Origin of the sequence: Cellulomonas sp. Y8 (assembly GCF_008033115.1) — a bacterium.
Classification (GTDB): domain Bacteria; phylum Actinomycetota; class Actinomycetes; order Actinomycetales; family Cellulomonadaceae; genus Cellulomonas.
Window position 1 is genome coordinate 4152633 of record NZ_CP041203.1, and the last position, 20822, is coordinate 4173454.

Genomic DNA, 20822 nt, shown 5'->3' on the forward strand with positions numbered 1-20822 from the left:
TCAGGAACGCCCCGAACCGCTGTACGCGGACCTGGGCCTGCTTGCCCCGCGACGGGGTCGGGGCGGTGGTGGCGGCTGCGGTGGACACGGGGTTCACACCTCCCCGTCGCGGGGGGTCGGCCGGGCGCTGCGGCCCGGCGCGGAGAGGATCCTCATTGACCTGCTCCTTCGTGGTGGGTGACGACGGCCTCGCGGCGCCTCGTCACGGCTCGATGGTGACCTTGATGCCCGCGCCCGTACGGACGACGTCGATGCCCTCGGCGACCCGGTCCAGCGGCAGCCGGTGGGTGATGAGGTCGGCGACGGGGACGCTCCCGTCGGCGATGTGCGCCAGCGCCTGGCGGTTGTGCTCCGGGCTGGACCCGTTCGCCCCGAAGACCGCCAGCTCGCGGTAGTGCACGAGGTTGGAGTCGAAGGTGATCGTCGGCCTGTCCTTCGGCAGGCCGCCGAACAGGCTGAGCCGGCCCTGCGGGGCGAGCATCTGCAGCGCCTGCTCCTGCGCCACGCCCGACGCGGCCGCCGTGATGACCACCGACGGCCCGCGGCCGTCCGTGGCCTCCTTGACGGCCTCGACCGGGTCGACCTCGGCGGCGCAGATCGCGACGTCCGGGTGCACGACGGCGGCGGCGAGGTCGAGGCGCTCGCGGCTGAGCTCGACCAGGACGACCTTCTCGGCCCCGCGGGCCCGGGCGAGCCGGACGTGCAGGCAGCCGATCGGCCCGGAGCCGACGACGACCACGGTGTCGCCCTTGTGCACGTCGATGATCTCCTGGGCGTTGATCGCGCAGGCGAACGGCTCCGCGACGCTGGCCTCGGCGAACGAGACGTTCTCGGGGATCCGGTTCAGCCCGTCGACCTTGAGCACCTCGCGCGGCACGATCATGTACGGCGCGAACCCGCCGTCGAAGTCGTAGCCCATCGACACCTGGTTCGGGCAGATGGTCATGGCACCGGCGCGGCAGAACTCGCACTCGCCGCACGGGATCGCGGCGATGACCTGGACCCGGTCGCCCGGAGCCCAGCCCTCGACCCCGGCGCCGACCTCCACGACCTCGCCGGCGATCTCGTGGCCCATGACGCGGGGCGGACGGATGCGCAGGTGGCCGGAGGTCGAGATCTTGACGTCGGTGCCGCACATCGACGTCGCGCGCACGCGGATCTTGACCTCGCCCTCCTGGGGCGTCGGCTCGGGCGCCTCCTCCAGGCGCACGTCGCCGGGGGCGTAGAAGCGGAAGACCTTCATCTCTCTCCTTGGGGCTCAGGCCCGCACGACGCGCGGGCCGGCGGACTCGATCTCGTCGGCGAGCTCCGGGGCGACGCCGCTGTCGGTGACGACGGCGTCGACCCGGCCGAGCGGCGCCACCACGGCGAGCTCGGTGCGGCCGACCTTGGTGTGGTCCGCGAGCACGACGGTGCGGGCCGCGGCGGCCACGAGCGCGCGCTTCACGGTGGCCTCGGCGAGGTCGGGCGTGGACAGCCCGGCCTCGACGCTCAGCCCGTTGGTGCCGAGGAACGCCACGTCGACGCGGACGTCGGCGAGGGCCCGCTCGGCCCAGGAGCCGACGGCCGCGAGCGTGCGGGGCCGGACGGTGCCGCCGACCAGGTGCAGGGTGACGAGGGGGAGCGCGGCCAGCGCGGTGGCGACCGGCAGCGCGTGCGTGACGACGGTCAGCTCCCGGTCAGCGGGCAGCATCTCCGCCAGTCGCACCGTCGTGGAGCCGGCGTCGAGGATGACGGACCCGCCCTCGGGCAGCTCGTCGAGCGCCGCCTTCGCGATCCGGTCCTTCTCGGCGCCGAGCTCGTGCTCGCGCTGGGCGAGGGCGGGTTCGTAGCCGAGCCGCTCGACCGGGACCGCGCCGCCGTGCACGCGGCGCACCAGGCCCATGCGCTCGAGCGCCGTGAGGTCGCGACGCACGGTCTCCGGCGTCACGTCCATGTCGGCGGCGAGCTGCTGCACCTCGACCCGGCCCGCGGCGCGGGCGGTCGTGAGGATCAGCGTGTGGCGCTCGGGCGGGTACACGACGGCGATGTCCTGTCCTACGGCGTGCGGCCCGGGGAGGCGCCGCGCCAGGCCTCGGTGCCCGGCAGTGCCCACTGTGGCGGAGGACACACAGGGAAGTCAACAAAAACGGGGGAAGTCAGACCGAACCAAACATGCATGCGGGGGTAAACGCAGGTCGGGGGTCCGGCGGGCGGCACGGCGCGCGCGTCTCCGGAGGTCACGCGCGAGTTCGTGCCGCCGGGAACAAGCCGAGTGCCTCGGGAGTTGGGGAGGGCAGGATGAAGAAGCGATACGAAGACCTCGAGATGCAGGACGGCACGGTCGTGCGCTACCAGCGTCACGGCAACGGCGGCGGGCTCGTCGCCAAGGGGGCCGTCGTCGACGACACGGCGTACGTCGCGGACTCGGCCTGGGTGGACCCGGGCGCCCGCGTGGAGGCGCGCGCCCGGATCGGGCAGCACTGCTGGGTGGAGCCCGGCCCCCGCGTGGAGGTGGCGGCGACCGTCGGGTCGCACGTGCACCTGGCCCGTGGCGCGACCGTCGGCGCCGGCGCCTCGGTGGGCGTGCGCGCCGAGATCGGTGCCGACGCCCGCCTGGAGCCCCGCGCGGTCGTGGAGGCCGAGTCGCGGGTGGAGCCGGGCACCGTCGTGCCGGGCACGGCCGTGCGCAAGGGCGGCCGGCTCGACCGGCACCTGGTCGCCTGATCCCCTGACCTGCCGACCGACGACCCGGCCCGTCGCTGGCGGACCGGGTCGTCGGCGCGCCTAGCGGCCCGCCGGGCGTCGCTCGCCGGCCCGGACGGGGAACGGGAGCGTGTTGCCCGCAGGTGGCAGCGGGCAGGTGCCGTGGTCGCTGAACGCGCACGGGGCGTTCTCGGCGCGGTTGAGGTCGAGCACCACGGTGCCGTCCGGGCGCGGGTCGACGGCGAGCACCCGGAACGCCGCGGTCTCCCGCCCGTTGCTCCCGTCCCGGAACCAGATGGCCGGCTGCCCGCCCCCGGCCACCTGCAGCACGTGCTCCGCGCCGTCGTGCGTGAACCGGACGTGCCCGGCGACGTCCCGGCGGTGCCGCACCCGGCCCGCGACGGAGCCGGTCTCCTCGACCGTCCCCGCGGCGGCCGGCTCGAACGACGCGGTCAGCACCCGCGCCGGGTCGTGGTCGAACCGCGGGATGCCGTCGAACGCCGCCAGCGCCGGGGCGTGCGGGTCGCGGACCCGGACGCCGTGGTTCAGCGGCCCGCGGCCCACCGGCTCGAGGTGGCGCGCGCCCGCGCGCAGGTCGCCCGCGGCACCCCCGGCGGCGGTCCACACGACGGCCGGGGCGGTGAGCGGGTCGCCGTCGAGCGTGAGGGTCTCGGCGGCACCGGCGGCGTCCGGCCCGTCCTCCGCGCCCTCGGCGGGGTCGACGTGGATGCCGACGGCGTCGGCCCACCACCGGCCCGGGAGGTCGCCGTAGGCCGCGGGCGTCGCGGTCAGCCAGTGCAGGGCGGTGAGGCTGAGCCAGCCGAGCGGGTCGGCGAGCTCGGCGTCGCGGGCGGCCGCCCAGGCGCGCCAGCCGGCGGGCGCCGTCGGGCGGTCGATCGGGGTCGTACTGGTCACGCGGGGTTCTCCTCGCCGGGTCGCCGGGTCCCGGCGACGGTAGTGCCGGACCGCGACGTCCGGCCACCGGCGCCCGGCGGCGTGAGACGACGTGACGGCGCCGGGCGGCCGGCGGGCGGTCCGACGGCGGGGCGGGCGGTCGCCGCGCGGGCCCGCCCGGCCGCCGCGATACTGACCGGCATGCCGACGTTCGCCGCGCTCGCCGCCCGCACCGAGGACCGGGTCACCTCCGTGGTCGTCCGCCTGCTCTCCCGCCGCGGGTACACCCCGCGCGTCGTCGCCTACCCGTCGTACGGCACCGTCCACCGGTCCCGGGTACGCGCGCGGGTGCTGCTCACCGCCCCGGACGCGCCCACGCCCGGCAGCATCGCCCGGCGCGGCTGGCGCAACCTGCTGTCGGCCGAGCTGCCGGACGCGGAGGTGCACGTGCGCGCGCAGCCCGGCGACGGCCCCGATCTGCTCGTGGCGCGGACCGACCGCGGGGGCTACCTCGACGCGTGGCTGGACGTGCCGCTCGAGCCGGGCTGGCAGACGCTCTACCTGTCCGTCGGCGAGGACCGGGACGTCCCGGCCCCGGTGCAGGTCGTCGACCCGGCGGCCACGCACGGCATCGTCAGCGACATCGACGACACGGTGCTCGTCACGATGGTGCCGCGCCCGCACCTCGCCGCCTGGAACTTCCTCGTGCGCTCGGAGGCGCGCCGCAAGCCGGTGCCCGGGATGCCCGAGCTGTACGGGCGGCTCACCGCCACGCACCCCGACGCCCCCGTGTTCTACCTGTCGACCGGCGCCTGGAACACGGCGAGCGCCCTGTCCCGGTTCCTGCACCGGGTGGGGCTGCCGCAGGGGTCGCTGCTGCTCACCGACCTCGGGCCCACCGGCGCCGCGCTCATGCGGTCCGGGCGTGAGCACAAGGCCGCGACGCTGCGCCGGCTCGCCGAGGAGCTCCCGGGCCTGCGGTGGATCCTGGTCGGCGACGACGGGCAGCACGACCCGCAGGTCTACGAGACGTTCGCCGCCGAGAACCCCGGCCGGGTCGCGGCGATCGCGGTGCGCGAGCTGTCGATCGGCGAGCAGGTGGCGCAGAACGGCCTGCCCGGGCCCACGCCGGCCACGCGGCGCGCGGTGGACGAGCTGGAACGGTCGTCCGTCGTCACCGTGCACGCGGCGGACGGGCGGGCGCTGGCGGACCGGCTGGCCGAGGCGGGTGTCATCGGCTGACGCGCGGCCGGGGCTGCGGCGCGTCAGGGGGCCTCGGGCCGCCCGAACACCTGCCGCAGGGCGCGTCGCGCCGCGTACCAGCCCGACAGGCCGTGCACGCCCGGCCCGGGCGGCGCCGACGCCGAGCACAGGTAGACGCCGGGGGCGCCGCTGTCGAAGGGGTCGAGCCGCGGCGTCGGGCGGGTGAACATCCCGACGAGCGAGATCGCCCCGCCGGAGATGTCGCCGCCGACCAGGTTCGCGTCGTGCTCCGCGAGCCGCGCCGCGGGGATGCCGTGCGCGGCGACGACGGTGTCCCGGAACCCCGGTGCGAACCGTTCGACCTGCCGGATCACCGTCTCGGTCGGGTCGACGTCGGACCCGGCGGGCACGTGCGCGTACGCCCACACGGGTCGGACGCCGCGGGACACCCGGCCGTGGTCGAGCGCCGCCGGGTCGGACAGCAGGGTGAGCGGCTGCTCCGCGTGCCGGCCGCGGCCGACGGCGCGCTCGGCGGCGACGACCTGGTCCCGGTTCCCGCCGAGGTGCACGGTGCCGGCGCGGTGCACCTCGGGGTGCGCCCACGGGATCGGCCCGTCCACGACCAGGTCGACCTTGGCCGCGGCGTTCCCGTACCGGAACCCGGCGTACGCCCGGACCAGGTGCGGCGGCATGGCGTCGCCGAACACCTGCGCCACGAGCCGCGGTCCGGTGTCGAACAGGTAGGTCCGGGCGGGCGGGAGGTCGGCGCGCCGGGCGACCGGGTGGCTCGTGACGACGCGGCCGCCGAGCCGCACGAGGTCCGCGAGCAGCGCGTCCACGATCGCCTGCGAACCGCCGCGCACCACCGGCCAGCCGTGCCCCGCGTGCGCGAGGGTCGTGAGCAGCACGGCGGTGCCCGCCGCGGCGAGCGACGGCAGCGGCGTGATCGCGTGCCCGGCGACGCCCGTGAGCAGCGCCGCGCCCTCCTCGGTCCGCAGCGCGGACGGCACCACCGACTGGCCGTTGCGCAGCACCGCGAGCGCGAACCGGGCCGCCGTCACCGCGGACCGGGGCGTGGCCCCCGCGGGCACGCTGCGGTGGTCGCCGAGCGCCAGCGCGACGACGTCCTGCCACTGGTCGGCGAGCGGGCCGAAGGTGGCCCGCCAGGCGGCGCCGTCCGCGCCGAGGCCGTCCGCGGTGCGGTCGAGATCGCGGTACGCGATCGCCGCCCGGCCGCCGTCCAGGGGCTGCGCGAACGAGGCGGTCGGCGTCAGCAGGTCCAGGCGCTCGTGGAGCCGGAGCGACCGGAAGAACGGCGACGCCCAGGCCATGGGGTGCACGGCCGAGCAGATGTCGTGGACCACGCCGGGGGCGAGCCCGAGGTCGAGCGTCCGGGAGCCGCCGCCGACGGTGTCCTGCGCCTCCAGGACGACGACCTCCAGGCCCGCGCGGGCGAGGGTGACCGCGGCGGCGAGGCCGTTCGGCCCGGCCCCGACCACGACGGCGTCGACCTCGCGGGCGCCGGGGTGGACCCCGACCGCGCGGACGCGGGGTGCGGCGGCCCGTCCGGGCGAGGGGACCGCGCCGGTGCGCCGGCCGCGGCGGACGCCGTGCCGCGCCGGGCGCGCGGCGTCGCCGTCGGGTCGGTCGCGGTCGGGGCGGTCGGCGGAGGACGAGGTCACGCCCTCGACCGTAGGCGCGATGCCTCGCGTCCGCACCGGCTCCGCCGTCAGGCCCGCCCGGCCGCGCGGGCGAGCCGCACCGCCTCCGCGGCCCCGCCGGTCCACGGCGAGCCGTGGCCGGGCAGCACGACGTCCGCGCCGGTGGCCGCGAGCGCGTCCAGCGAGGCGAGGTTCAGCGCGCTGTCCGCGGTCGCCGCGCCCGCGACGATCCGCGGCCCCGTGCGGCCGGTGTACGGGTCGAGGGTCACCAGGGCGTCGCCGGACAGCAGCACCCCGCGGTCGGGCAGGTGCAGCGCGACGTGCCCGTCGGTGTGCCCCGGGCAGGCGACGACGTCGGGCCGGCCGGGCACCTTCAGCCGGGTGCCGGGCGCGAGCGACCGGACGACCGTCACGCCGCGCACCCGGGCGGCCCCGGCCGCGACCATCGCGCCCAGGATCGGCACCGCCCGCGGGTGCCGGATCGGGTAGACGGCGCGGGGGTGCTCGTGCGCGTACCGGTACGGGTGCGCCGCGAGCCGTGCGTCGGCCGGGTGCACCCAGACGTCGGTGTGCAGCTCGCGCATCGCCCGGCGGGCGAAGCCGACGTGGTCGAAGTGCGCGTGGGTGAGCACCACCGCGCGGACGTCCGCCGGCGTCCGGTCGACGGCCGCCAGCAGGCGGGGCAGCGCCCGCCACATCCGGGGGAGCCCCGCGTCGACGAGCGTCGCACCGCGGTCGTCGGCGATCACGTAGCAGTTGACGTACGCGTGCTCGAGACGGGCGACACCCGGCGCGGGGACGGAGATCCTCACGACGCCCCCCGCGCCGGCGCCGCGTCGGCTCCGGGCGCCGGCACCGGCTCGGGCGGTCGCGGCACCTCGTCGTCGGTCCGGAAGCCGATCGCCTTGTGCGACCCGTCGCAGAACGGCTTGATCCCCGATGCGCCGCAGCGGCACAGCGCCACGGTCGCGCGCCGCCGGGGGACGACCCGGCCCGCGGCGTCGCGGATCTCGACGTCGCCGCGCACCAGGATCGGTCCGTCGGGGCAGGGGGTGAGGACGACCGGGGCGGGATCGGTGGTCATGCGGTCTCCAGGGCGTGTCGTGGTGCGGGGGCGGGACGGCCGGGGGTCGGGCCGTCGGTGCGGGCGGGCGCCGCGTGACGGCCCGGGGCCGCCGCGGCGCGGGTGCGGAGCTCGTGCAGCGGCGTCGCGGCGCGTGGCAGCCGGGAGCCGCCGTAGCGGGCACCCCCCGTGGCGCGCAGGAGAAGGGCGAGCCAGGCGCAGACGCCGCGCTCCAGGAGCCACGCCGGGGCGAGGATGTCGGCGCTCGCGGGGAACCGGGCGGCTCCGCCGGCGCGGCGGCGGCCCACCTCGGCGAGAGCGCACGCCGCGGCGGCCAGGGCGAGCAGGGCCCGAGGGTGCCGGCGCGCCGCCAGGACGACCGTCGGGAGCACCGCCAGCTCGGCCGCGTACCGGCCCGGCTGGGCGAGGCTGTCGTAGGCCTGGCGCGGCCGTTGGCCGAGGAAGTGCGCCGTCGTGGGCGGCCGGCGCGGGACGTACACGTCGTCGGCGCGGCGGACGACGCCGCCGCGGGCCCGCGCGGTGCGCAGCAGCTCGAGGTTCTCGAACAGCACGTCGCCGTCGTAGCCCTCGGGCCCCAGCGCGGAACGGCGCAGCGCGATCGTGCCGGGGTAGTCGCCGCCGGCGGCCCGGTTGACGAGGCTGCGGGCGGTGTCCCAGCGCGCGTGCCAGGGGAGGGGGTCGAACACGTTCTGGGGGCGGACCACGTCGGCGTCGGCGAGCCGGTCGAGCACCGCCGCGAGCGTGGGCAGGTCGTACCGGACGTCGTCGTCGGCCAGCACGACGCGGTCGGTGCGCGCCAGCCGCAGGCCGGTCACGACCCCGGCCACCTTGCCGTTCCTGCCGGGGTGCGGGTCCGGCCGGACGTGCCGGACCGCGGCCGGGAACGCCCGGGCGTGCGCCGCGAACCGCCCGTCGTCCGACCCGTCGACGACCGTCACGGGCAGCCAGCCGACGAGCCGGTCCAGGTAGGCGGCCAGGTCGGGCAGGTCGCGGTCGTCCGTCCAGCGCAGCGGGAGGACGTACTCCGCATCCGGTAGGGCGGGGCCGTCCGTGGTCACGCCGCGCTCCCCACCGCCGGCGGTCGGCGCAGCGAGGACTCGCCGGCGGTCCAGCGCTCGATCTGGTGCTGCCCGACCCGGCCGTCGACCGCCAGGCAGGCCGCCGCACCGAACAGCACGTCGTCCCGGAGCGCCGGCTGCTGCTCGACGAGGCCCCCGGCCAGGTCGCGGCCGGCGATCTGCTCGTGCACCGCGTCCGCCTCGACGTGCTCGTCGAAGTACCAGGTGACGTCCGCGTCGTACCCGTGCCGGCGGAAGCCGTTGCCGTACAGCCGGTTGGGCTGCGAGGAGGTCATCTCGAAGGCCGCGAGGTGCCCGACGATGCAGCCGCGCAGCCGCCGGTGCAGGCCGAACAGGCTCATCATGTTCACCGAGGCGAGGGTGATCGCCGGGACGTCGTCGACGTACCGCCCGTAGGTGTCGTCCAGGCCGAGTCCGCGCATCGTCCGGGCGAACAGCGCCGCGTGCATCCGCTCCGGGCGGCCGCCGCCGTACTCGTCGGCCTGGATCTCGACGAGCGCCGCCTTGGGCACGCCGAGCAGCCGGGGGATGGCCCACGTGTGCGGGTCCGCCTCCTTGAGCTGGTAGACGGAGCGCTGCACCAGCATCTCGCGCAGCTGGTCGTCGGTGGCCTTCCGCGCGACGTACGCGGACAGGCTCGGGCCGTCGTCGCGGCCGGTCAGGTCGAACAGCGCGCGGGCGACGGCGGCCGCCACGCCCTCACGCTCCGTGTTCGTCTCCAGCTCGGCCACCAGGTCCGCGGGGACCACGACGTCCCGGCGGAGCTGCGCCTCGAACGCGTCCTCGAGCGCGGCGCGGGCGCGCAGCAGCGTCGGGTCCCACTCCAGCCGGTCGTCGACGCCGTCCAGGCCCTGGTGGTGCAGCTCGTACATCGCCGTGAGCGTGATCTGCACGTCCTCGTCGGTCAGCAGGTCCGGCGACGCCGCGGCCGCGCGGGCGGCCTCGTCCGGGAGCGCGGCGTCGGCCTCGCCGGTCGTGAGGGCGTGCAGGACCCGCTCGCTGAGCGGGCCACGGGGCGACGGTGCGCGCATGTGGGGTCCCTGGTCCGGGTGTGCCGCGCGACGGGCGCGGCGGTTCGCCCCCCGGCTGCTCGAGGGACCGGCTCGGGGAGCGGTGGGCGTGGCGCGCCGGTCCCCGTGCTGGTCACGCTAGCCGCGGGGGCGGGGGTGCGCGCGGCGAGCGGCGGGCCGGCCCGAGCAGGGCTGCGGCCCAGGTCAGCGGGGTGCGGCGAGCGCGAGGGCGCCTCGCGCTGGGTAGGTGGTCGCCGCGGGCTGGGTGCTGTCGCCGGGCCCCTAGCGTCGGGAGGGCCGCCGCGCTCCCGCGCGGCCCGCTCCCGAGGAGGGTGACGCCCCATGTCCGACGACGGCCACGGTCCGCAGCAGGCTCCCGGGGCGACACCCCCCGCACCGGGCCCGCTGGCGCCGCCCCCGCCGCGCGACCCGGACGGCGACGGGGTCTCGCTCGCGGCGTTCATCACCGGCCTGCTCTCGCTCGGCCCCGTGCCGCTCGTGCTCGGGATCGTGGGCTACGAGCGCTCCCGGCGTCGCGGGGGCCGCGCGCCCTGGATGGCGATCACCGGCATCGTGCTCGGGGCGGTCTCCACGGTCGGGATGCTCCTGCTGGGGCCGCTGATCGCGTTCTCGCTCCTCGTGGTGGGCCACGTCGCGAGAGTCGACGACGGGTACCGGTCCGGCGGCTCGTGGTCGCTGACCTGGGAGGACCCGCGCGGCCACCGCACCGGGAACGGCGACCCGAGCCCCTGAGGCCCCGGCGGGCGGCGTCGCGACGCGTCAGGCCAGGGCGAGGCCCTCGACCACCTCGACGCCCGGGGCCGTCGCCAGCAGCGCACCCGGCAGGGCGATCTTCGACCGGCGCAGACCCGACCCGATGATCACGGTGCCGCCCGCGTCCGGGTCGGCCTCCGCGACGCCCGCGTCCAGCAGCACCCGGTAGCCCGTCGGCAGGCCGATCGGCGTGATGCCGCCGTACTCCATGCCGGAGTCCTCGACGGCCCGGTCCATCGGCAGGAACGACGCCTTGCGCACGTCGAGCAGCCGCTTGACCGCGTTGTTCACGTCGGCCCGCGTCGTCGCCCGGACGACGGCCGCGGCCACCCGCTCGTCGCCCGCGCGCCGGCCGGACACCAGCACGCAGTTCGCGGAGACCACGAGCGGCAGGTCGTAGGCCTCGGTCATCGCGGCAGTGTCGGCGAGCTCCGGGTCGATCTCGGTCACCCGCACGGCGTCGGCCACCTCGGGCGTCACGGCGGCCCAGCCGGACAGCGCGGCGGCCGTCGGCTCGGCGAGCAGGTCCAGGCGGTCCACGGCGCGCGACCAGGTCAGGGATCCGAGCGTGAGGGTCATGGCCGCAGGGTACCCAGGCGGCCGGCGCGCGAACGGGCTTCAGCCCCGGGTCCGGCCGAGCACGGGACGTGAGGTGGGCGGCGGCGCGCCGACCTCCTCGACGGTGTGGTCGCCGCACGGTGCCGAGGTGAGGGCCGCGTGCTGCACGCGGTCCAGCCGGAACCAGCGCATGGCCTCGCGGAGCCGGCACCACCCGATCAGGTACCAGGTCCCGTTCCGGGACCCGAACAGCACCGGCTCGACGTCGCGGGTGGTGACGGCGCCGTCGCCGGAGAGGTACTGGATCCGGACCACCCGCTGGTCGGTCATCGCCTGCTCGATCGGGGACCGCACGGACCGGGCCGGCGGGGGCGGTGCGTCGACCCACACCCGGTCGGCGAGGCGCTCGGCGAGCGCCCGGGTGCGCGGGTCCAGGACGTCGAGGACCTTCTGCACGGCGGCGGTGGCGAGGTCGGCGTACGGGGCGTCCCGGGCCGCCGAGACCGCGGCGAGGAGCGAGACCGCCTGCGCGGGGGTGAGGTTGACCGGCGGCAGGGACGCCCCACCGGCGAGGCCGTAGCCCCCGCCGGGGCCGGGCCGGGACCAGATCGGCGCCCCGGCGCGTTCCAGGGCGTCCAGGTCGCGCTTGACCGTCCGGACCGAGACGCCGAACTCCGCTGCCAGGCGCTGCGCCGTGCAGCCACGGGCACCCTGCCGTCGCAGCAGCTCCGTGAGCGCGTGCAACCGCTCGGAACGCTTCACGCCGGCACGATACCGATTCGTGACAGAAATGGTGACACCCCGCTGTCCGACGGAGGCGCGAGGGTGGCGTCATGAGCACACGAGAGAACGTCGCCCCGGTCGTCCTGGTCCCGGGTCACTGGCTGGGCGCGTGGGCGTGGGAGGGGGTCGTGGACCGCCTCCGCCGCGCCGGCCACCGGGCCACCCCGCTGACCCTGCCCGGGCTGGACCCCCTGGACCCCCGGCGCACCGAGCGCACGCTCGACGACCAGGCCGCCGCGGTCGAGGAGGCGCTGCGGCAGGCCGTCGACGTCGGGGGCACGCCGGCGGTCCTCGTCGCGCACAGCGGGGCGAACGCCCCGGTCAGCCTGGTGCTCGACCGGCACCCCGAGCTGGTCGGGCGCGTGCTGTGGGTGGACAGCGGCCCGGCGGCGCCCGGGACCGCGCCGGCGCCGGACGCGCCGTCCGACCTGGTCGAGCTGCCGCTCCCCGACCTGGAGGTGCTCGCCCAGCAGGCCAGCCTCGACGGCCTGGACGCCGACGACCTGGCCCGGTTCACCGAGCGGGCCGTCCCGGAGCCCGGCCCCGTGCTGACGCAGCCGGTGGTGCTCTCGCGTCGCGAGCGCCACGCCGTGCCCACCCTGCTGGTGTGCTGCTCCATGTCCAGCGCGCAGGTGCTGGAGCTGGCCCGCGGCGGGCATCCGATGTTCGCCGAGGTGGCGGCGCTGGAGCACGTCGACGTCGTCGACCTGCCCACCGGCCACTGGCCGATGTGGAGCGAGCCGGACCGGCTCGCGGAGATCATCGCCGCCGCGGCCACGCCGACCGCTGCCTGAGCCGCGTCGCCGGTCCGTCGCGACCCGCCGCACCGCGGTGGGACGGCCCTCGGTGGCGCCGTGAGCCCTCTGGTCGCCCGCGGACGGCAGGATGGCGGCGTGACCGACGCCGCCTCGCCCGCCGACCCGTTCGCCGCCGACCCGTACGTGCTCGTACCCGCCGCCCCGCCGCTCGACGAGTACCTGCGGCTGCGCCGGGAGTCGGGGCTCACGCCGAAGAACGCCGAGCAGGGCGCCGGGGCGCTCGCGGGCAGCTGGTCATGGTGCCACGTGCGGACCGCCGAGGGGCAGGTCGTCGCGATGGGGCGGGTCGTCGGCGACGGCGGGTGGTACTTCCTGGTCGCGGACATGGCGACCGACCCCGGGCACCAGCGGCAGGGGCTCGGGCGGCGGGTGCTGACCCGGCTGCTCGACGACGTCCGGGCGCGGGCGCCGCGCGGGGCGTACATCACGCTGGTGGCCGACCCGCCGGGGCGGGCGCTGTACGAGTCGCTCGGGTTCCGGGACGTGGCGCCCGGGGCGACCGGGATGGTCCTGGACCTGGGGGCCGGCGCGGGCTGAGGTGGGCTGAGGCGGGCGCGGGTCAGCGCCTGCGGCGGGGGAGCCAGTCGGGCCGGTGGCGGTCGTCGAGGCCCCACAGCGCGTGCGGGCTCTCGCCGCGGCGCCGGTGCCCGCGGTCGTGGACCGCCATGCCGGCGAGCTCGAGCGCGAGGCCGCCCACGGCGAGGGCCACGAGCCGGAGGTCGCTGTCGAGCAGGCCGTCCGTGACCGCGGCGCTGTACGTCCAGAAGGCGATCGAGGTGAGGCCGACCACAGCACCGGACACGATCATGGTCGCGGACAGCGGTGTGCGGAACGGTGAGCTCACGTCGACGTTCCTAGCAGCGGCGCCGCGCCCGCGCCAGCGTGCGGGCGGCGGGGCCGGCCGCGGCCGCGGACACCGGCCCCGCCCCGGTCAGCGCTGGTACGTGGGCGTCAGGAGCGCGCGGCCGATCGTGTGGAACAGCGCCGTGAACGCCACGGCCGTCGGCGTCGCGTCCGGGGTCACGTCGAGGTGGTCGACGTCGAGCGCGTGCACCGCGAACACGTACCGGTGCGGCCGGTCCCCGGGGGGCGGCGCGGCGCCGGTGTAGCCGGTGGAGCCGCCGTCGTTGCGGACCTGGAACGCGCCTTCGGGCAGCAGGTCGCCCGCCGCGGAGCCGGCGCCGCGGGGGAGCGACGTGGTGCTCACCGGGACGTCCACGACCGTCCAGTGCCAGAAGCCGGCCGGGGTCGGCGCGTCCGGGTCGAAGCAGCTCACGACGAACGAGCGGGTGCCCTCGGGGAAGCCCGACCACTCGAGCGCGGGGGACAGGTCCTCGCCGTCGGCCGCGAAGGTGGCGGGCAGCGGCTCGCCGTGCGCGACGTCGGCGCTCGCGAGGTCGAAGTCCGGGACGGACGGCAGCAGGGCGTACGGCTCGGGGGCGACGGGACGGGTCAGCGAGACGGCCATGGTCCTCCTCCTGGTGGGCGCGCCGTGGCGCCCGGACGGGTGTGCCTGTCCCGTCATCATGCCCCCGGTCCCGGGCGCGCGCAGGTGGTCCCGGCGACCCGCCGGAGACGCGCCGGGTCGTGGTCCCCAGGGCGGGTGACGCCGGATTGACGCGTGCCGGAGTGTCAGCGTCTACTGGCACAATCGAACACGTGTTCGAACGAGTGCCCGGCGGTCGGCCGGCAGGTGGCGGGGAGGTGCGGCGGTGAACCAGGAGGAGCGGATCGCCCGGGCTCGCGCCGCCCTGGTCAGCGCCGAGCTGCGCACCGGCGCCCGCAGCCTTGCGCCGCGGGGGACGGGCGCTGCCTCCGCGAGCGAGGGCGGCGCGGGGAGCAGTGTCGCACCCCGGACCGACGTGCGCGGCGACGTGCGCGGGCCTCGGTCGGACGTGGCGCGGGCGGACGGCACCCGTCCCGGCGCCCGCGCCGTCGACGCCCCCGTGCGGGGCGCCACGGCGCTCGCGGTGCTGCCGGTCGAGGACCCCGCCCCGGTGCCCGCGCCCGCGGGTCCGGTCGCCGTCCCGGACCTGCCCGACCGGCAGCCGGCACCCCGGTCGGCCGTCGCGCGCGGCCCGGTGCTGCTCACCGACCGGCCGCCGCTCGCGGTGCCGCCCGCGCTCGCCCCGCTGCTGCCCGACGGCCTGCGCCGCGGGAGCACGACGGCGGTGCTCGGCTCCACCTCGCTGGTGCTCGCGATGGTCGCCGCCGCCTGCACCGCCCGGGAGGCGTGGGCGGCCGTCGTGGGGCAGCCGAGCCTCGGCCTGCTCGCCGCCGCCCAGACCGGGGTGGCGCTGGAGCGGCTCGCCGTCGTCCCGCAGCCCGGCGTGGACGCGCCGACCGTGGTCGCGGCCCTGCTCGACGGCATCGACGTCGTGGTGGTCGGCCCCGGCACGCACCTGGCCGACGCCGACCGCCGCCGGCTGATGGCGCGTGCCCGGGACCGCGGGTCCGTGCTGCTCGCCACCGCGCCCTGGCCGGGCGCGGGCACCGTGCTGACCGTCGAGGGCGGCCGGTGGACCGGGGTCGGCGAGGGCGACGGCCGGCTCCGCGCGCACGAGGTGCAGATCACCCGCACCGGCCGGGGCAGCGCGGGGCAGGCCCAGGGCCTGCGTGTGGTGCTCCCGCTCGAGGTGGGCACCGACCCGTACGGGCTGCCCGCCGGCCGCGCCGCCGCGTCCCCGGCCGCACCGCAGCCGCCGGCGCCGCAGCAGGTCGTGGACGACGGCGCGCTGCTCGCGCCCGACCTGAGGCTCGTCGGATGAGCAGCACCCGCACCACCGTCGTCTGGGTGCCGGACTGGCCGGTCGTCGCCGCCGTGCGCGCCGCCGAGGTCCCGCCGCACCTGCCCGCCGCCGTCCAGCACGGCGCGCGGCTCGTCGCCGTGTCGGCGATCGCCCGCGCCCAGGGGGTGCGCCGCGGCATGCGCCGCCGGCAGGCCCAGGGCGTCTGCCCCGAGGTCGTGCTGCTGCCCGCCGACGACGACCGGGACGCCCGGCTGTTCGAGCCGGTCGCGGTCGCGACCGAGGCCGTCGTCGCCGGGATCGAGGTCGCCCGGCCCGGCCTGCTCCTGCTGCCCGCGGGCGGCGCGGCCCGGTTCCACGGCACCGAGGAGACGCTCGCCGAGCGCCTGGTGTCCGTGGTGGCCGAGCGGACCGGGCACGAGTGCCAGGTCGGCACCGCCGACGGCCTGCTCGCCGCGATCCTCGCCGCCCGCACCGACGCCGTCGTGCCGCCCGGCGCCTCGCGCGAGTTCCTGGCGCCGCGCCCCGTCGACGACCTCGCGCCCGCGGCGGTGACCGACGACGCCGGGCACGCGGTCGTCGAGCTCGTCGACCTGCTGCGCCGGCTCGGGCTCCGCCGCCTCGGGGACCTGGCCGCCCTCGACGGCGGCGACGTGCACGCGCGGTTCGGCACCTGGGGGACCTGGGCGTGGACCCTGGTGCGCGGCGAGGACCTGCGCCCGCCGGCCCGGCGCCGGCCGGAGACCGACCTGGAGGTCGGCACCGAGCTCGACCCGCCCGCGCACCGCGTCGACGTCGCGACGTTCGCCGGCCGCCGGCTCGCGGAGGAGCTGCACGCCCTGCTCACCGAGCACTCCGTGACCTGCGCGCGGCTGCGGATCACCGCCCGCACCGACGAGGGCACCGAGCTGACCCGCGCCTGGCGCACCGACATGGGCGGCCTCGGCGGGCTGTCCGCCGCGCGGATCACCGACCGCATCCGCTGGCAGCTCGAGGGCTGGCTGACCGCCGCGGCCGCCGAGCACGGCGCCGGCGCCCGGCCGGACGGCGGCGATCCCGACGAGCACGCCGAGCCGATCGGTCTGGTCGCGCTCGGGATCACCGCCGAGGACGTCGCGCCCGCCGGCGCCGAGCAGGGGCGGCTGTGGGGCGGCGCGTCCGGCGGCGACCTGCGCGCGCACCGGGCGCTCGACCGCGTGCAGGGGCTGCTCGGCGGCGACGGCGTGCTGACCGCCGCGCTGCAGGGCGGCCGGGACGTCCGCGACCAGGTGCACCTGCAGCCCTGGGGTGCCCAGGCCGCCGCGCCCCGCCCGGTCGACCGGCCGTGGCCCGGCCACCTGCCCCCGCCGGCGCCCGCGACCGTGCCGGTGCGGCCCGCGCCCGTCGACGTGCTGGACGGCACGGGGCGGATGGTGCGGTTCGACGGCCGGTTCGCCATGAGCGGCGACCCGGTGCGCGTGCGCACGCACGCCACCGACCGCCGGCCCGCGGTCGACCACGACGTCGCGGGCTGGGCCGGCCCCTGGCCGCTCGCGGAGCGGTGGTGGTCGCCGACCGAGGCGGGGCTGCGCATGCACCTGCAGGTCACGCTCGGCGACGGCCGGGCCCTGCTGCTCGCCTGGCGCCCCGACGGCTGGACCTGCGAGGCCGTGTATGACTGACGTCCCGCGCTACGCGGAGCTGCATGCGCACTCGGCGTTCAGCTTCCTCGACGGCGCCAGCCAGCCCGAGGAGCTCGCCGCCGAGGCGCACCGGCTCGGGCTCAGCGCGCTCGCGCTCACCGACCACGACGGCCTGTACGGCGTCGTGCGGTTCTCCGAGGCGGCGCGGGAGGTCGGGCTGCCCACCGTGTTCGGCGCCGAGCTGCACCTGCCCGTCCCCGGCGTCGGCGGCCCCGACGTCCTCGACCTGCCGACCGGCGTGCCCGACCCGCGCGCGCTGCACCTGCCCGTGCTGGCCCGCGGGCCCGAGGGCTACCGCGCGCTGTCCCGCACCATCGCGGAGGCGCACCTCGCCACCGGGACCAAGGGGGCCGCGGAGTACCGGCTGGAGCAGCTCGCCGAGCAGGCCGACGGGCGCTGGCTCGTGCTCACCGGCTGCCGCAAGGGACCCGTCCGGCACGCGCTGACCGACGGCGGCCGCGAGCCTGGCGTCACCGCCGCGGGCCTCGACCGGGCGCGCACCGAGCTCGACCGGCTGGTCGCCCTGTTCGGCCGGGACAACGTCGCGGTCGAGGTCACCCAGGGCGGCAGCCCGTACGACTCCGAGCTCGCGGACGCTCTCGCGGGGCTCGCCGCCGGCGCCCGGCTGCCGCTGGTCGCCACCGGGAACGTGCACTACGCGACCCCGCGGGACGCCGACCTGGCGATGGCCCTGGCCGCCGTCCGCGCCCGGTCGTCGATGGAGGACCTGGACGGGTGGCTGCCCGGGGCGCCGACCGCGCACCTGGCGTCCGCCGCCGAGATGCTGCGCCGCCACCGGCGGCACCCGCAGGCGGTCGCGACCGCCGCCGCGATCGGCGCCGAGTGCGCGTTCGACCTGCACCTCGTCGCCCCGCAGCTGCCGCCGTACCCGGTGCCGCCCGGCCACACCGAGGCGACCTGGCTGCGCGAGCTCGTCCGCCGCGGCGCGCTGGAGTGCTACGGCCCGCCCGAGGCCGAGCGGGTGCCCGGCGCCTACGCCCAGCTGGAGCACGAGCTGCGCGTCATCGAGGACCTCGGCTTCCCCGGGTACTTCCTGGTCGTCTACGACCTCGTCGACTTCTGCCACCGCAACGGCATCCTCGCCCAGGGCCGCGGCTCGGCCGCCAACTCCGCGGTCTGCTACGCGCTCAAGGTCACCGCCGTCGACGCCGTCGCGCACGGCCTGCTGTTCGAGCGGTTCCTCGCGCCCGAGCGCGACGGGCCGCCGGACATCGACGTCGACATCGAGTCCGGCCGCCGCGAGGAGGTCATCCAGTACGTCTACGCCAAGCACGGCCGCACCCACGCCGCGCAGGTCGCCAACGTCATCTCCTACCGCGCCCGGTCCGCCGTGCGGGACGCCGCCCGGGCGCTCGGGTACGACGTCGGGCAGCAGGACGCGTGGAGCAAGTCGATCGAGCGCTGGGGCACGCTGCGCGGCCCGGCGCCGCGGCACCCCTGGTGGTCGGGGGCGAACCGGGGCGCCGCGGCCGTGGCGGCCGCCCCGCCGACGCAGCACGTCGCCGACCGGCCCACGTCGACCCGGCCGAGCCCGCCGTCGACCCGGCCGACGCCGCGCTCGCCCCACGTCGGGACACCCCCTGCCGGCCCGCCCGCCGCGGCGACCCCGGGTTCCCCGGTGAGCCGCGAGGACCGCCGCGCCGCGCAGTACGCCGCCGCCCAGCGCGACCCCGACGGCGTCGTCTGGGGCTGGAACCACGAGCCCGGCGCCGCACCGGCCCCGGCGCCCCGGCGCCCCGCCGGGCACGACGACGCGGACGGGCCGGCGGGCCAGCCGACCGCCGACCGCCACGACGTCGTCCCCGCGCACCGGCCGCCGCCCGCGAGCGACCTCGAGGAGATCCCCGAGCAGGTCATCGACCTGGCCGACCGGTTCCTGCGCCTGCCGCGGCACCTCGGCATCCACTCCGGCGGCATGGTGATGTGCGACCGCCCGGTCATCGAGGTCTGCCCGGTGGAGTGGGCGCGCATGGAGGGCCGCACCGTCCTGCAGTGGGACAAGGACGACTGCGCCGACGCGGGCCTGGTGAAGTTCGACCTGCTCGGCCTCGGCATGCTCACCGCCCTGCGGCTGGCGTTCGACCAGGTCGAGCAGCACGGCGGCCCGCGCCTGCACCTGCACCAGCTGCCCAACGAGGACCCGCTGGTCTACGACCTGCTGTGCGCCGCCGACACCGTCGGGGTGTTCCAGGTGGAGTCGCGCGCCCAGATGGGCACCCTGCCGCGCCTCCAGCCGCGGAGCTTCTACGGGATCGTCGTCGAGGTCGCGCTGATCCGCCCCGGGCCGATCCAGGGCGGGTCGGTGCACCCGTACATCGAGCGCTACCAGGGCCGGCAGCCGATCACCTACCCGCACCCCCGGCTCGAGAAGTCCCTGGAGCGCACCCTCGGCGTCCCGCTGTTCCAGGAGCAGCTCATGCAGATGGCCATCGACGTCGCCGACTTCACACCCGCCGAGGCCGACCAGCTCCGGCGCGCGATGGGCTCCAAGCGCAGCATCGAGAAGATGGAGGCGCTGCGCGCCCGGCTCATGGACGGCATGACCCGCAACGGCATCCCGGAGCCCGTGCGCGAGGAGGTCTACGAGAAGCTCAAGGCCTTCGCGGACTTCGGCTTCCCGGAGTCGCACGCCTACTCCTTCGCGTTCCTCGTCTACGCCAGCTCGTGGCTCAAGGTGCACCACCCGGCCGCCTTCTACGCCGGCCTGCTCGCCGCGCAGCCCATGGGGTTCTACTCGCCGCAGTCGCTCGTCGCGGACGCCCGCCGGCACGGCATCGGCGTGCTCCGCCCCGACGTGCAGCGCTCCGGGGTGCAGGCCGTCGTCGAGCGGGTCCGGCCCGAGCCCGCGGGCGGGGAGCCGCGCCTGACGCCGCGGCCGTCGGGGACCGCGCCGGTGCCGCCGCTGCGGGCGGGCGGGGCGCGCGGGTTCGCCGAGGTGCCGCCGCCCTTCGGGCCCGTCGACGAGCCGGTGCCCGCGCCAGGCGCGCCTGCCGCATCCGCCGCACCCGTGCCGATCGCGCCCGAACCCGCTGCGCCAGAACCCGCTGCGCCTGGGTCGGTGGCACCGGCGGCCGCCGAGCCCGAGCGCTCCCTCGCGGTGCGCGTCGGCCTCGCCTCGGTGCGGAACGTGGGGGAGAAGGTCGCCGAGCGGGTCGTCGCCGAGCGGGACGCGCACGGCCCGTTCGCCGACCTGCGGGACCTCGTCCGGCGCGTCGAGCTCAGCACCGCGCAGCTCGAGGCGCTGGCCACCGGCGGCGCCCTGGAGTCGCTCGGCGTCACCCGGCGCGAGGCGCTGTGGGCGGCGGGCGCGCTCGCGCAGGAGGGGCCGGACACGCTGCCGGGTGTCTCGGTGGGCGTCCAGGCGCCGACCCTGCCCGGGATGAGCCCGGTCGAGCTCGCCGTCGCCGACGTCTGGGCCACCGGCGTGACCGTCGACTCGTACCCGACCCAGTACGTGCGCGACGGCCTGGACGCCCAGGGGGTGCTGCGCGTCGAGCAGGCGTTCCGGCACGAGGCCGGGCGCCGGGTCGCCGTCGCGGGGGTCGTCACCCACCGGCAGCGCCCCGGCACCGCCGGCGGCGTCACCTTCCTGTCGCTCGAGGACGAGACCGGGCTGCTCAACATCGTGTGCAGCACCGGGCTGTGGCAGCGGTTCCGGAAGGTCGCCCGCACGTCCCGGGCGCTCGTCGTGCGCGGGCGGCTGGAGCGGGCGGACGGGGCCACCAACCTCATCGCCGAGCACCTGACGCCGCTGTCGCTGGGCATCGCGACGACCTCGCGGGACTTCCAGTGACCCGCACCCGGGCCGGGGCGGCCGCCGAGG

At 77.7% G+C, this 20822-nt stretch carries 20 protein-coding genes; 8 read left to right on the top strand and 12 right to left on the bottom strand.

Annotation, left to right across the window (positions count from 1 at the left end):
• Positions 1-202 precede the first annotated feature (202 nt).
• Together FKM96_RS18755 and FKM96_RS18760 are read right to left on the bottom strand one after the other, a co-directional pair.
• Positions 203-1243 carry a zinc-dependent dehydrogenase gene (locus FKM96_RS18755; RefSeq protein WP_147796524.1) on the bottom strand — a complete coding sequence of 347 codons (1041 nt, stop codon included), beginning with the start codon at positions 1241-1243 and terminating at the stop codon, positions 203-205.
• Between the two features lie 15 nt (positions 1244-1258).
• Positions 1259-2020 carry a DeoR/GlpR family DNA-binding transcription regulator gene (locus FKM96_RS18760; RefSeq protein WP_147797233.1) on the bottom strand — a complete coding sequence of 254 codons (762 nt, stop codon included), beginning with the start codon at positions 2018-2020 and terminating at the stop codon, positions 1259-1261.
• Between the two features lie 260 nt (positions 2021-2280).
• Between FKM96_RS18760 and FKM96_RS18765 the strand changes: the two genes are divergently transcribed.
• Complete coding sequence (locus FKM96_RS18765) at positions 2281-2706, top strand: transferase (protein WP_147796525.1); 426 nt, start codon at positions 2281-2283, stop codon at positions 2704-2706.
• 60 nt (positions 2707-2766) lie between these two features.
• Here the strand turns inward: FKM96_RS18765 and FKM96_RS18770 are convergent, their stop codons facing one another.
• Complete coding sequence (locus FKM96_RS18770; protein ID WP_147796526.1) at positions 2767-3600, bottom strand: DUF1684 domain-containing protein; 834 nt, start codon at positions 3598-3600, stop codon at positions 2767-2769.
• Positions 3601-3780: 180 nt separating this feature from the next.
• Here FKM96_RS18770 and FKM96_RS18775 point away from each other — a divergent pair, with 180 nt between their 5' ends.
• Entirely contained in the window at positions 3781-4821 is a 1041-nt protein-coding gene (locus tag FKM96_RS18775) for an App1 family protein (RefSeq protein ID WP_147796527.1), read from the top strand.
• 23 nt (positions 4822-4844) lie between these two features.
• On the opposite strand, the gene FKM96_RS18780 is transcribed toward FKM96_RS18775, so the two are convergent.
• From FKM96_RS18780 to FKM96_RS18800, 5 genes are all read right to left on the bottom strand, one after another.
• The gene (locus FKM96_RS18780) at positions 4845-6281 is read right to left on the bottom strand and encodes an NAD(P)/FAD-dependent oxidoreductase (RefSeq protein ID WP_147797234.1); all 1437 of its coding nucleotides are present in this window, start codon (positions 6279-6281) and stop codon (positions 4845-4847) included.
• A gap of 230 nt (positions 6282-6511) precedes the next feature.
• A complete protein-coding gene (locus FKM96_RS18785; RefSeq protein ID WP_147796528.1) occupies positions 6512-7255 on the bottom strand; it encodes an MBL fold metallo-hydrolase in 744 nt (247 codons plus the stop codon).
• Positions 7252-7527 carry a CDGSH iron-sulfur domain-containing protein gene (locus FKM96_RS18790; RefSeq protein ID WP_147796529.1) on the bottom strand — a complete coding sequence of 92 codons (276 nt, stop codon included), beginning with the start codon at positions 7525-7527 and terminating at the stop codon, positions 7252-7254. Before FKM96_RS18790 ends, FKM96_RS18785 begins: the two co-directional genes overlap by 4 nt.
• Positions 7524-8585, bottom strand: a complete 1062-nt coding sequence (locus FKM96_RS18795; protein WP_147796530.1) for a glycosyltransferase family 2 protein — start codon at positions 8583-8585, stop codon at positions 7524-7526. Before FKM96_RS18795 ends, FKM96_RS18790 begins: the two co-directional genes overlap by 4 nt.
• Positions 8582-9637: an iron-containing redox enzyme family protein gene (locus FKM96_RS18800; RefSeq protein WP_147796531.1), complete on the bottom strand. Its 1056-nt coding sequence runs from the start codon at positions 9635-9637 to the stop codon at positions 8582-8584. The genes FKM96_RS18795 and FKM96_RS18800 overlap by 4 nt, the downstream gene beginning before the upstream one ends.
• A gap of 321 nt (positions 9638-9958) precedes the next feature.
• On the opposite strand from FKM96_RS18800, the gene FKM96_RS18805 reads away from it, so the two are divergent.
• A complete protein-coding gene (locus FKM96_RS18805; RefSeq protein ID WP_147796532.1) occupies positions 9959-10369 on the top strand; it encodes a DUF4190 domain-containing protein in 411 nt (136 codons plus the stop codon).
• Between the two features lie 27 nt (positions 10370-10396).
• On the opposite strand, the gene FKM96_RS18810 is transcribed toward FKM96_RS18805, so the two are convergent.
• Both FKM96_RS18810 and FKM96_RS18815 read right to left on the bottom strand, forming a co-directional pair.
• A complete protein-coding gene (locus tag FKM96_RS18810) occupies positions 10397-10969 on the bottom strand; it encodes a YbaK/EbsC family protein (RefSeq protein WP_147796533.1) in 573 nt (190 codons plus the stop codon).
• Between the two features lie 39 nt (positions 10970-11008).
• Positions 11009-11710: a YafY family protein gene (locus FKM96_RS18815; RefSeq protein ID WP_147796534.1), complete on the bottom strand. Its 702-nt coding sequence runs from the start codon at positions 11708-11710 to the stop codon at positions 11009-11011.
• 71 nt (positions 11711-11781) lie between these two features.
• Here FKM96_RS18815 and FKM96_RS18820 point away from each other — a divergent pair, with 71 nt between their 5' ends.
• On the top strand, positions 11782-12525 hold the full coding sequence (locus FKM96_RS18820; RefSeq protein WP_147796535.1) for an alpha/beta fold hydrolase: 744 nt from the start codon (positions 11782-11784) through the stop codon (positions 12523-12525).
• A gap of 99 nt (positions 12526-12624) precedes the next feature.
• Positions 12625-13086: a GNAT family N-acetyltransferase gene (locus tag FKM96_RS18825; RefSeq protein WP_147796536.1), complete on the top strand. Its 462-nt coding sequence runs from the start codon at positions 12625-12627 to the stop codon at positions 13084-13086.
• Positions 13087-13108: 22 nt separating this feature from the next.
• Here FKM96_RS18825 and FKM96_RS18830 read toward each other — a convergent pair whose 3' ends face one another.
• Together FKM96_RS18830 and FKM96_RS18835 are read right to left on the bottom strand one after the other, a co-directional pair.
• Positions 13109-13393, bottom strand: a complete 285-nt coding sequence (locus FKM96_RS18830; RefSeq protein ID WP_147796537.1) for a hypothetical protein — start codon at positions 13391-13393, stop codon at positions 13109-13111.
• An 87-nt stretch (positions 13394-13480) separates the two neighbouring features.
• Positions 13481-14017, bottom strand: coding sequence for a YbhB/YbcL family Raf kinase inhibitor-like protein (locus tag FKM96_RS18835; protein WP_147796538.1), 537 nt, complete (start codon positions 14015-14017; stop codon positions 13481-13483).
• 244 nt (positions 14018-14261) lie between these two features.
• On the opposite strand from FKM96_RS18835, the gene FKM96_RS18840 reads away from it, so the two are divergent.
• The 3 genes from FKM96_RS18840 to FKM96_RS18850 are packed head-to-tail and all read left to right on the top strand — an operon-like array spanning position 14262 to position 20792.
• The gene (locus FKM96_RS18840) at positions 14262-15317 is read left to right on the top strand and encodes a hypothetical protein (protein WP_147796539.1); all 1056 of its coding nucleotides are present in this window, start codon (positions 14262-14264) and stop codon (positions 15315-15317) included.
• Positions 15314-16957, top strand: a complete 1644-nt coding sequence (locus tag FKM96_RS18845) for a DNA polymerase Y family protein (RefSeq protein ID WP_147796540.1) — start codon at positions 15314-15316, stop codon at positions 16955-16957. Before FKM96_RS18840 ends, FKM96_RS18845 begins: the two co-directional genes overlap by 4 nt.
• Positions 16950-20792 (top strand): PHP domain-containing protein, encoded by a 3843-nt coding sequence (locus tag FKM96_RS18850; protein WP_147796541.1) that lies wholly within the window; start codon positions 16950-16952, stop codon positions 20790-20792. Before FKM96_RS18845 ends, FKM96_RS18850 begins: the two co-directional genes overlap by 8 nt.
• The last annotated feature ends 30 nt before the right edge of the window (positions 20793-20822 follow it).

What these genes read in the sequence shown, in the direction of transcription:
- FKM96_RS18775 (WP_147796527.1), top strand. Translation starts at nt 3,781, where the DNA reads ATGCCGACGTTCGCCGCGCTCGCCGCCCGCACCGAGGACCGGGTCACC.
- FKM96_RS18800 (WP_147796531.1), bottom strand. Translation starts at nt 9,637, where the DNA reads ATGCGCGCACCGTCGCCCCGTGGCCCGCTCAGCGAGCGGGTCCTGCAC.
- FKM96_RS18790 (WP_147796529.1), bottom strand. Translation starts at nt 7,527, where the DNA reads ATGACCACCGATCCCGCCCCGGTCGTCCTCACCCCCTGCCCCGACGGA.
- FKM96_RS18820 (WP_147796535.1), top strand. Translation starts at nt 11,782, where the DNA reads ATGAGCACACGAGAGAACGTCGCCCCGGTCGTCCTGGTCCCGGGTCAC.
- FKM96_RS18850 (WP_147796541.1), top strand. Translation starts at nt 16,950, where the DNA reads ATGACTGACGTCCCGCGCTACGCGGAGCTGCATGCGCACTCGGCGTTC.
- FKM96_RS18845 (WP_147796540.1), top strand. Translation starts at nt 15,314, where the DNA reads ATGAGCAGCACCCGCACCACCGTCGTCTGGGTGCCGGACTGGCCGGTC.
- FKM96_RS18810 (WP_147796533.1), bottom strand. Translation starts at nt 10,969, where the DNA reads ATGACCCTCACGCTCGGATCCCTGACCTGGTCGCGCGCCGTGGACCGC.
- FKM96_RS18835 (WP_147796538.1), bottom strand. Translation starts at nt 14,017, where the DNA reads ATGGCCGTCTCGCTGACCCGTCCCGTCGCCCCCGAGCCGTACGCCCTG.
- FKM96_RS18805 (WP_147796532.1), top strand. Translation starts at nt 9,959, where the DNA reads ATGTCCGACGACGGCCACGGTCCGCAGCAGGCTCCCGGGGCGACACCC.
- FKM96_RS18765 (WP_147796525.1), top strand. Translation starts at nt 2,281, where the DNA reads ATGAAGAAGCGATACGAAGACCTCGAGATGCAGGACGGCACGGTCGTG.
- FKM96_RS18755 (WP_147796524.1), bottom strand. Translation starts at nt 1,243, where the DNA reads ATGAAGGTCTTCCGCTTCTACGCCCCCGGCGACGTGCGCCTGGAGGAG.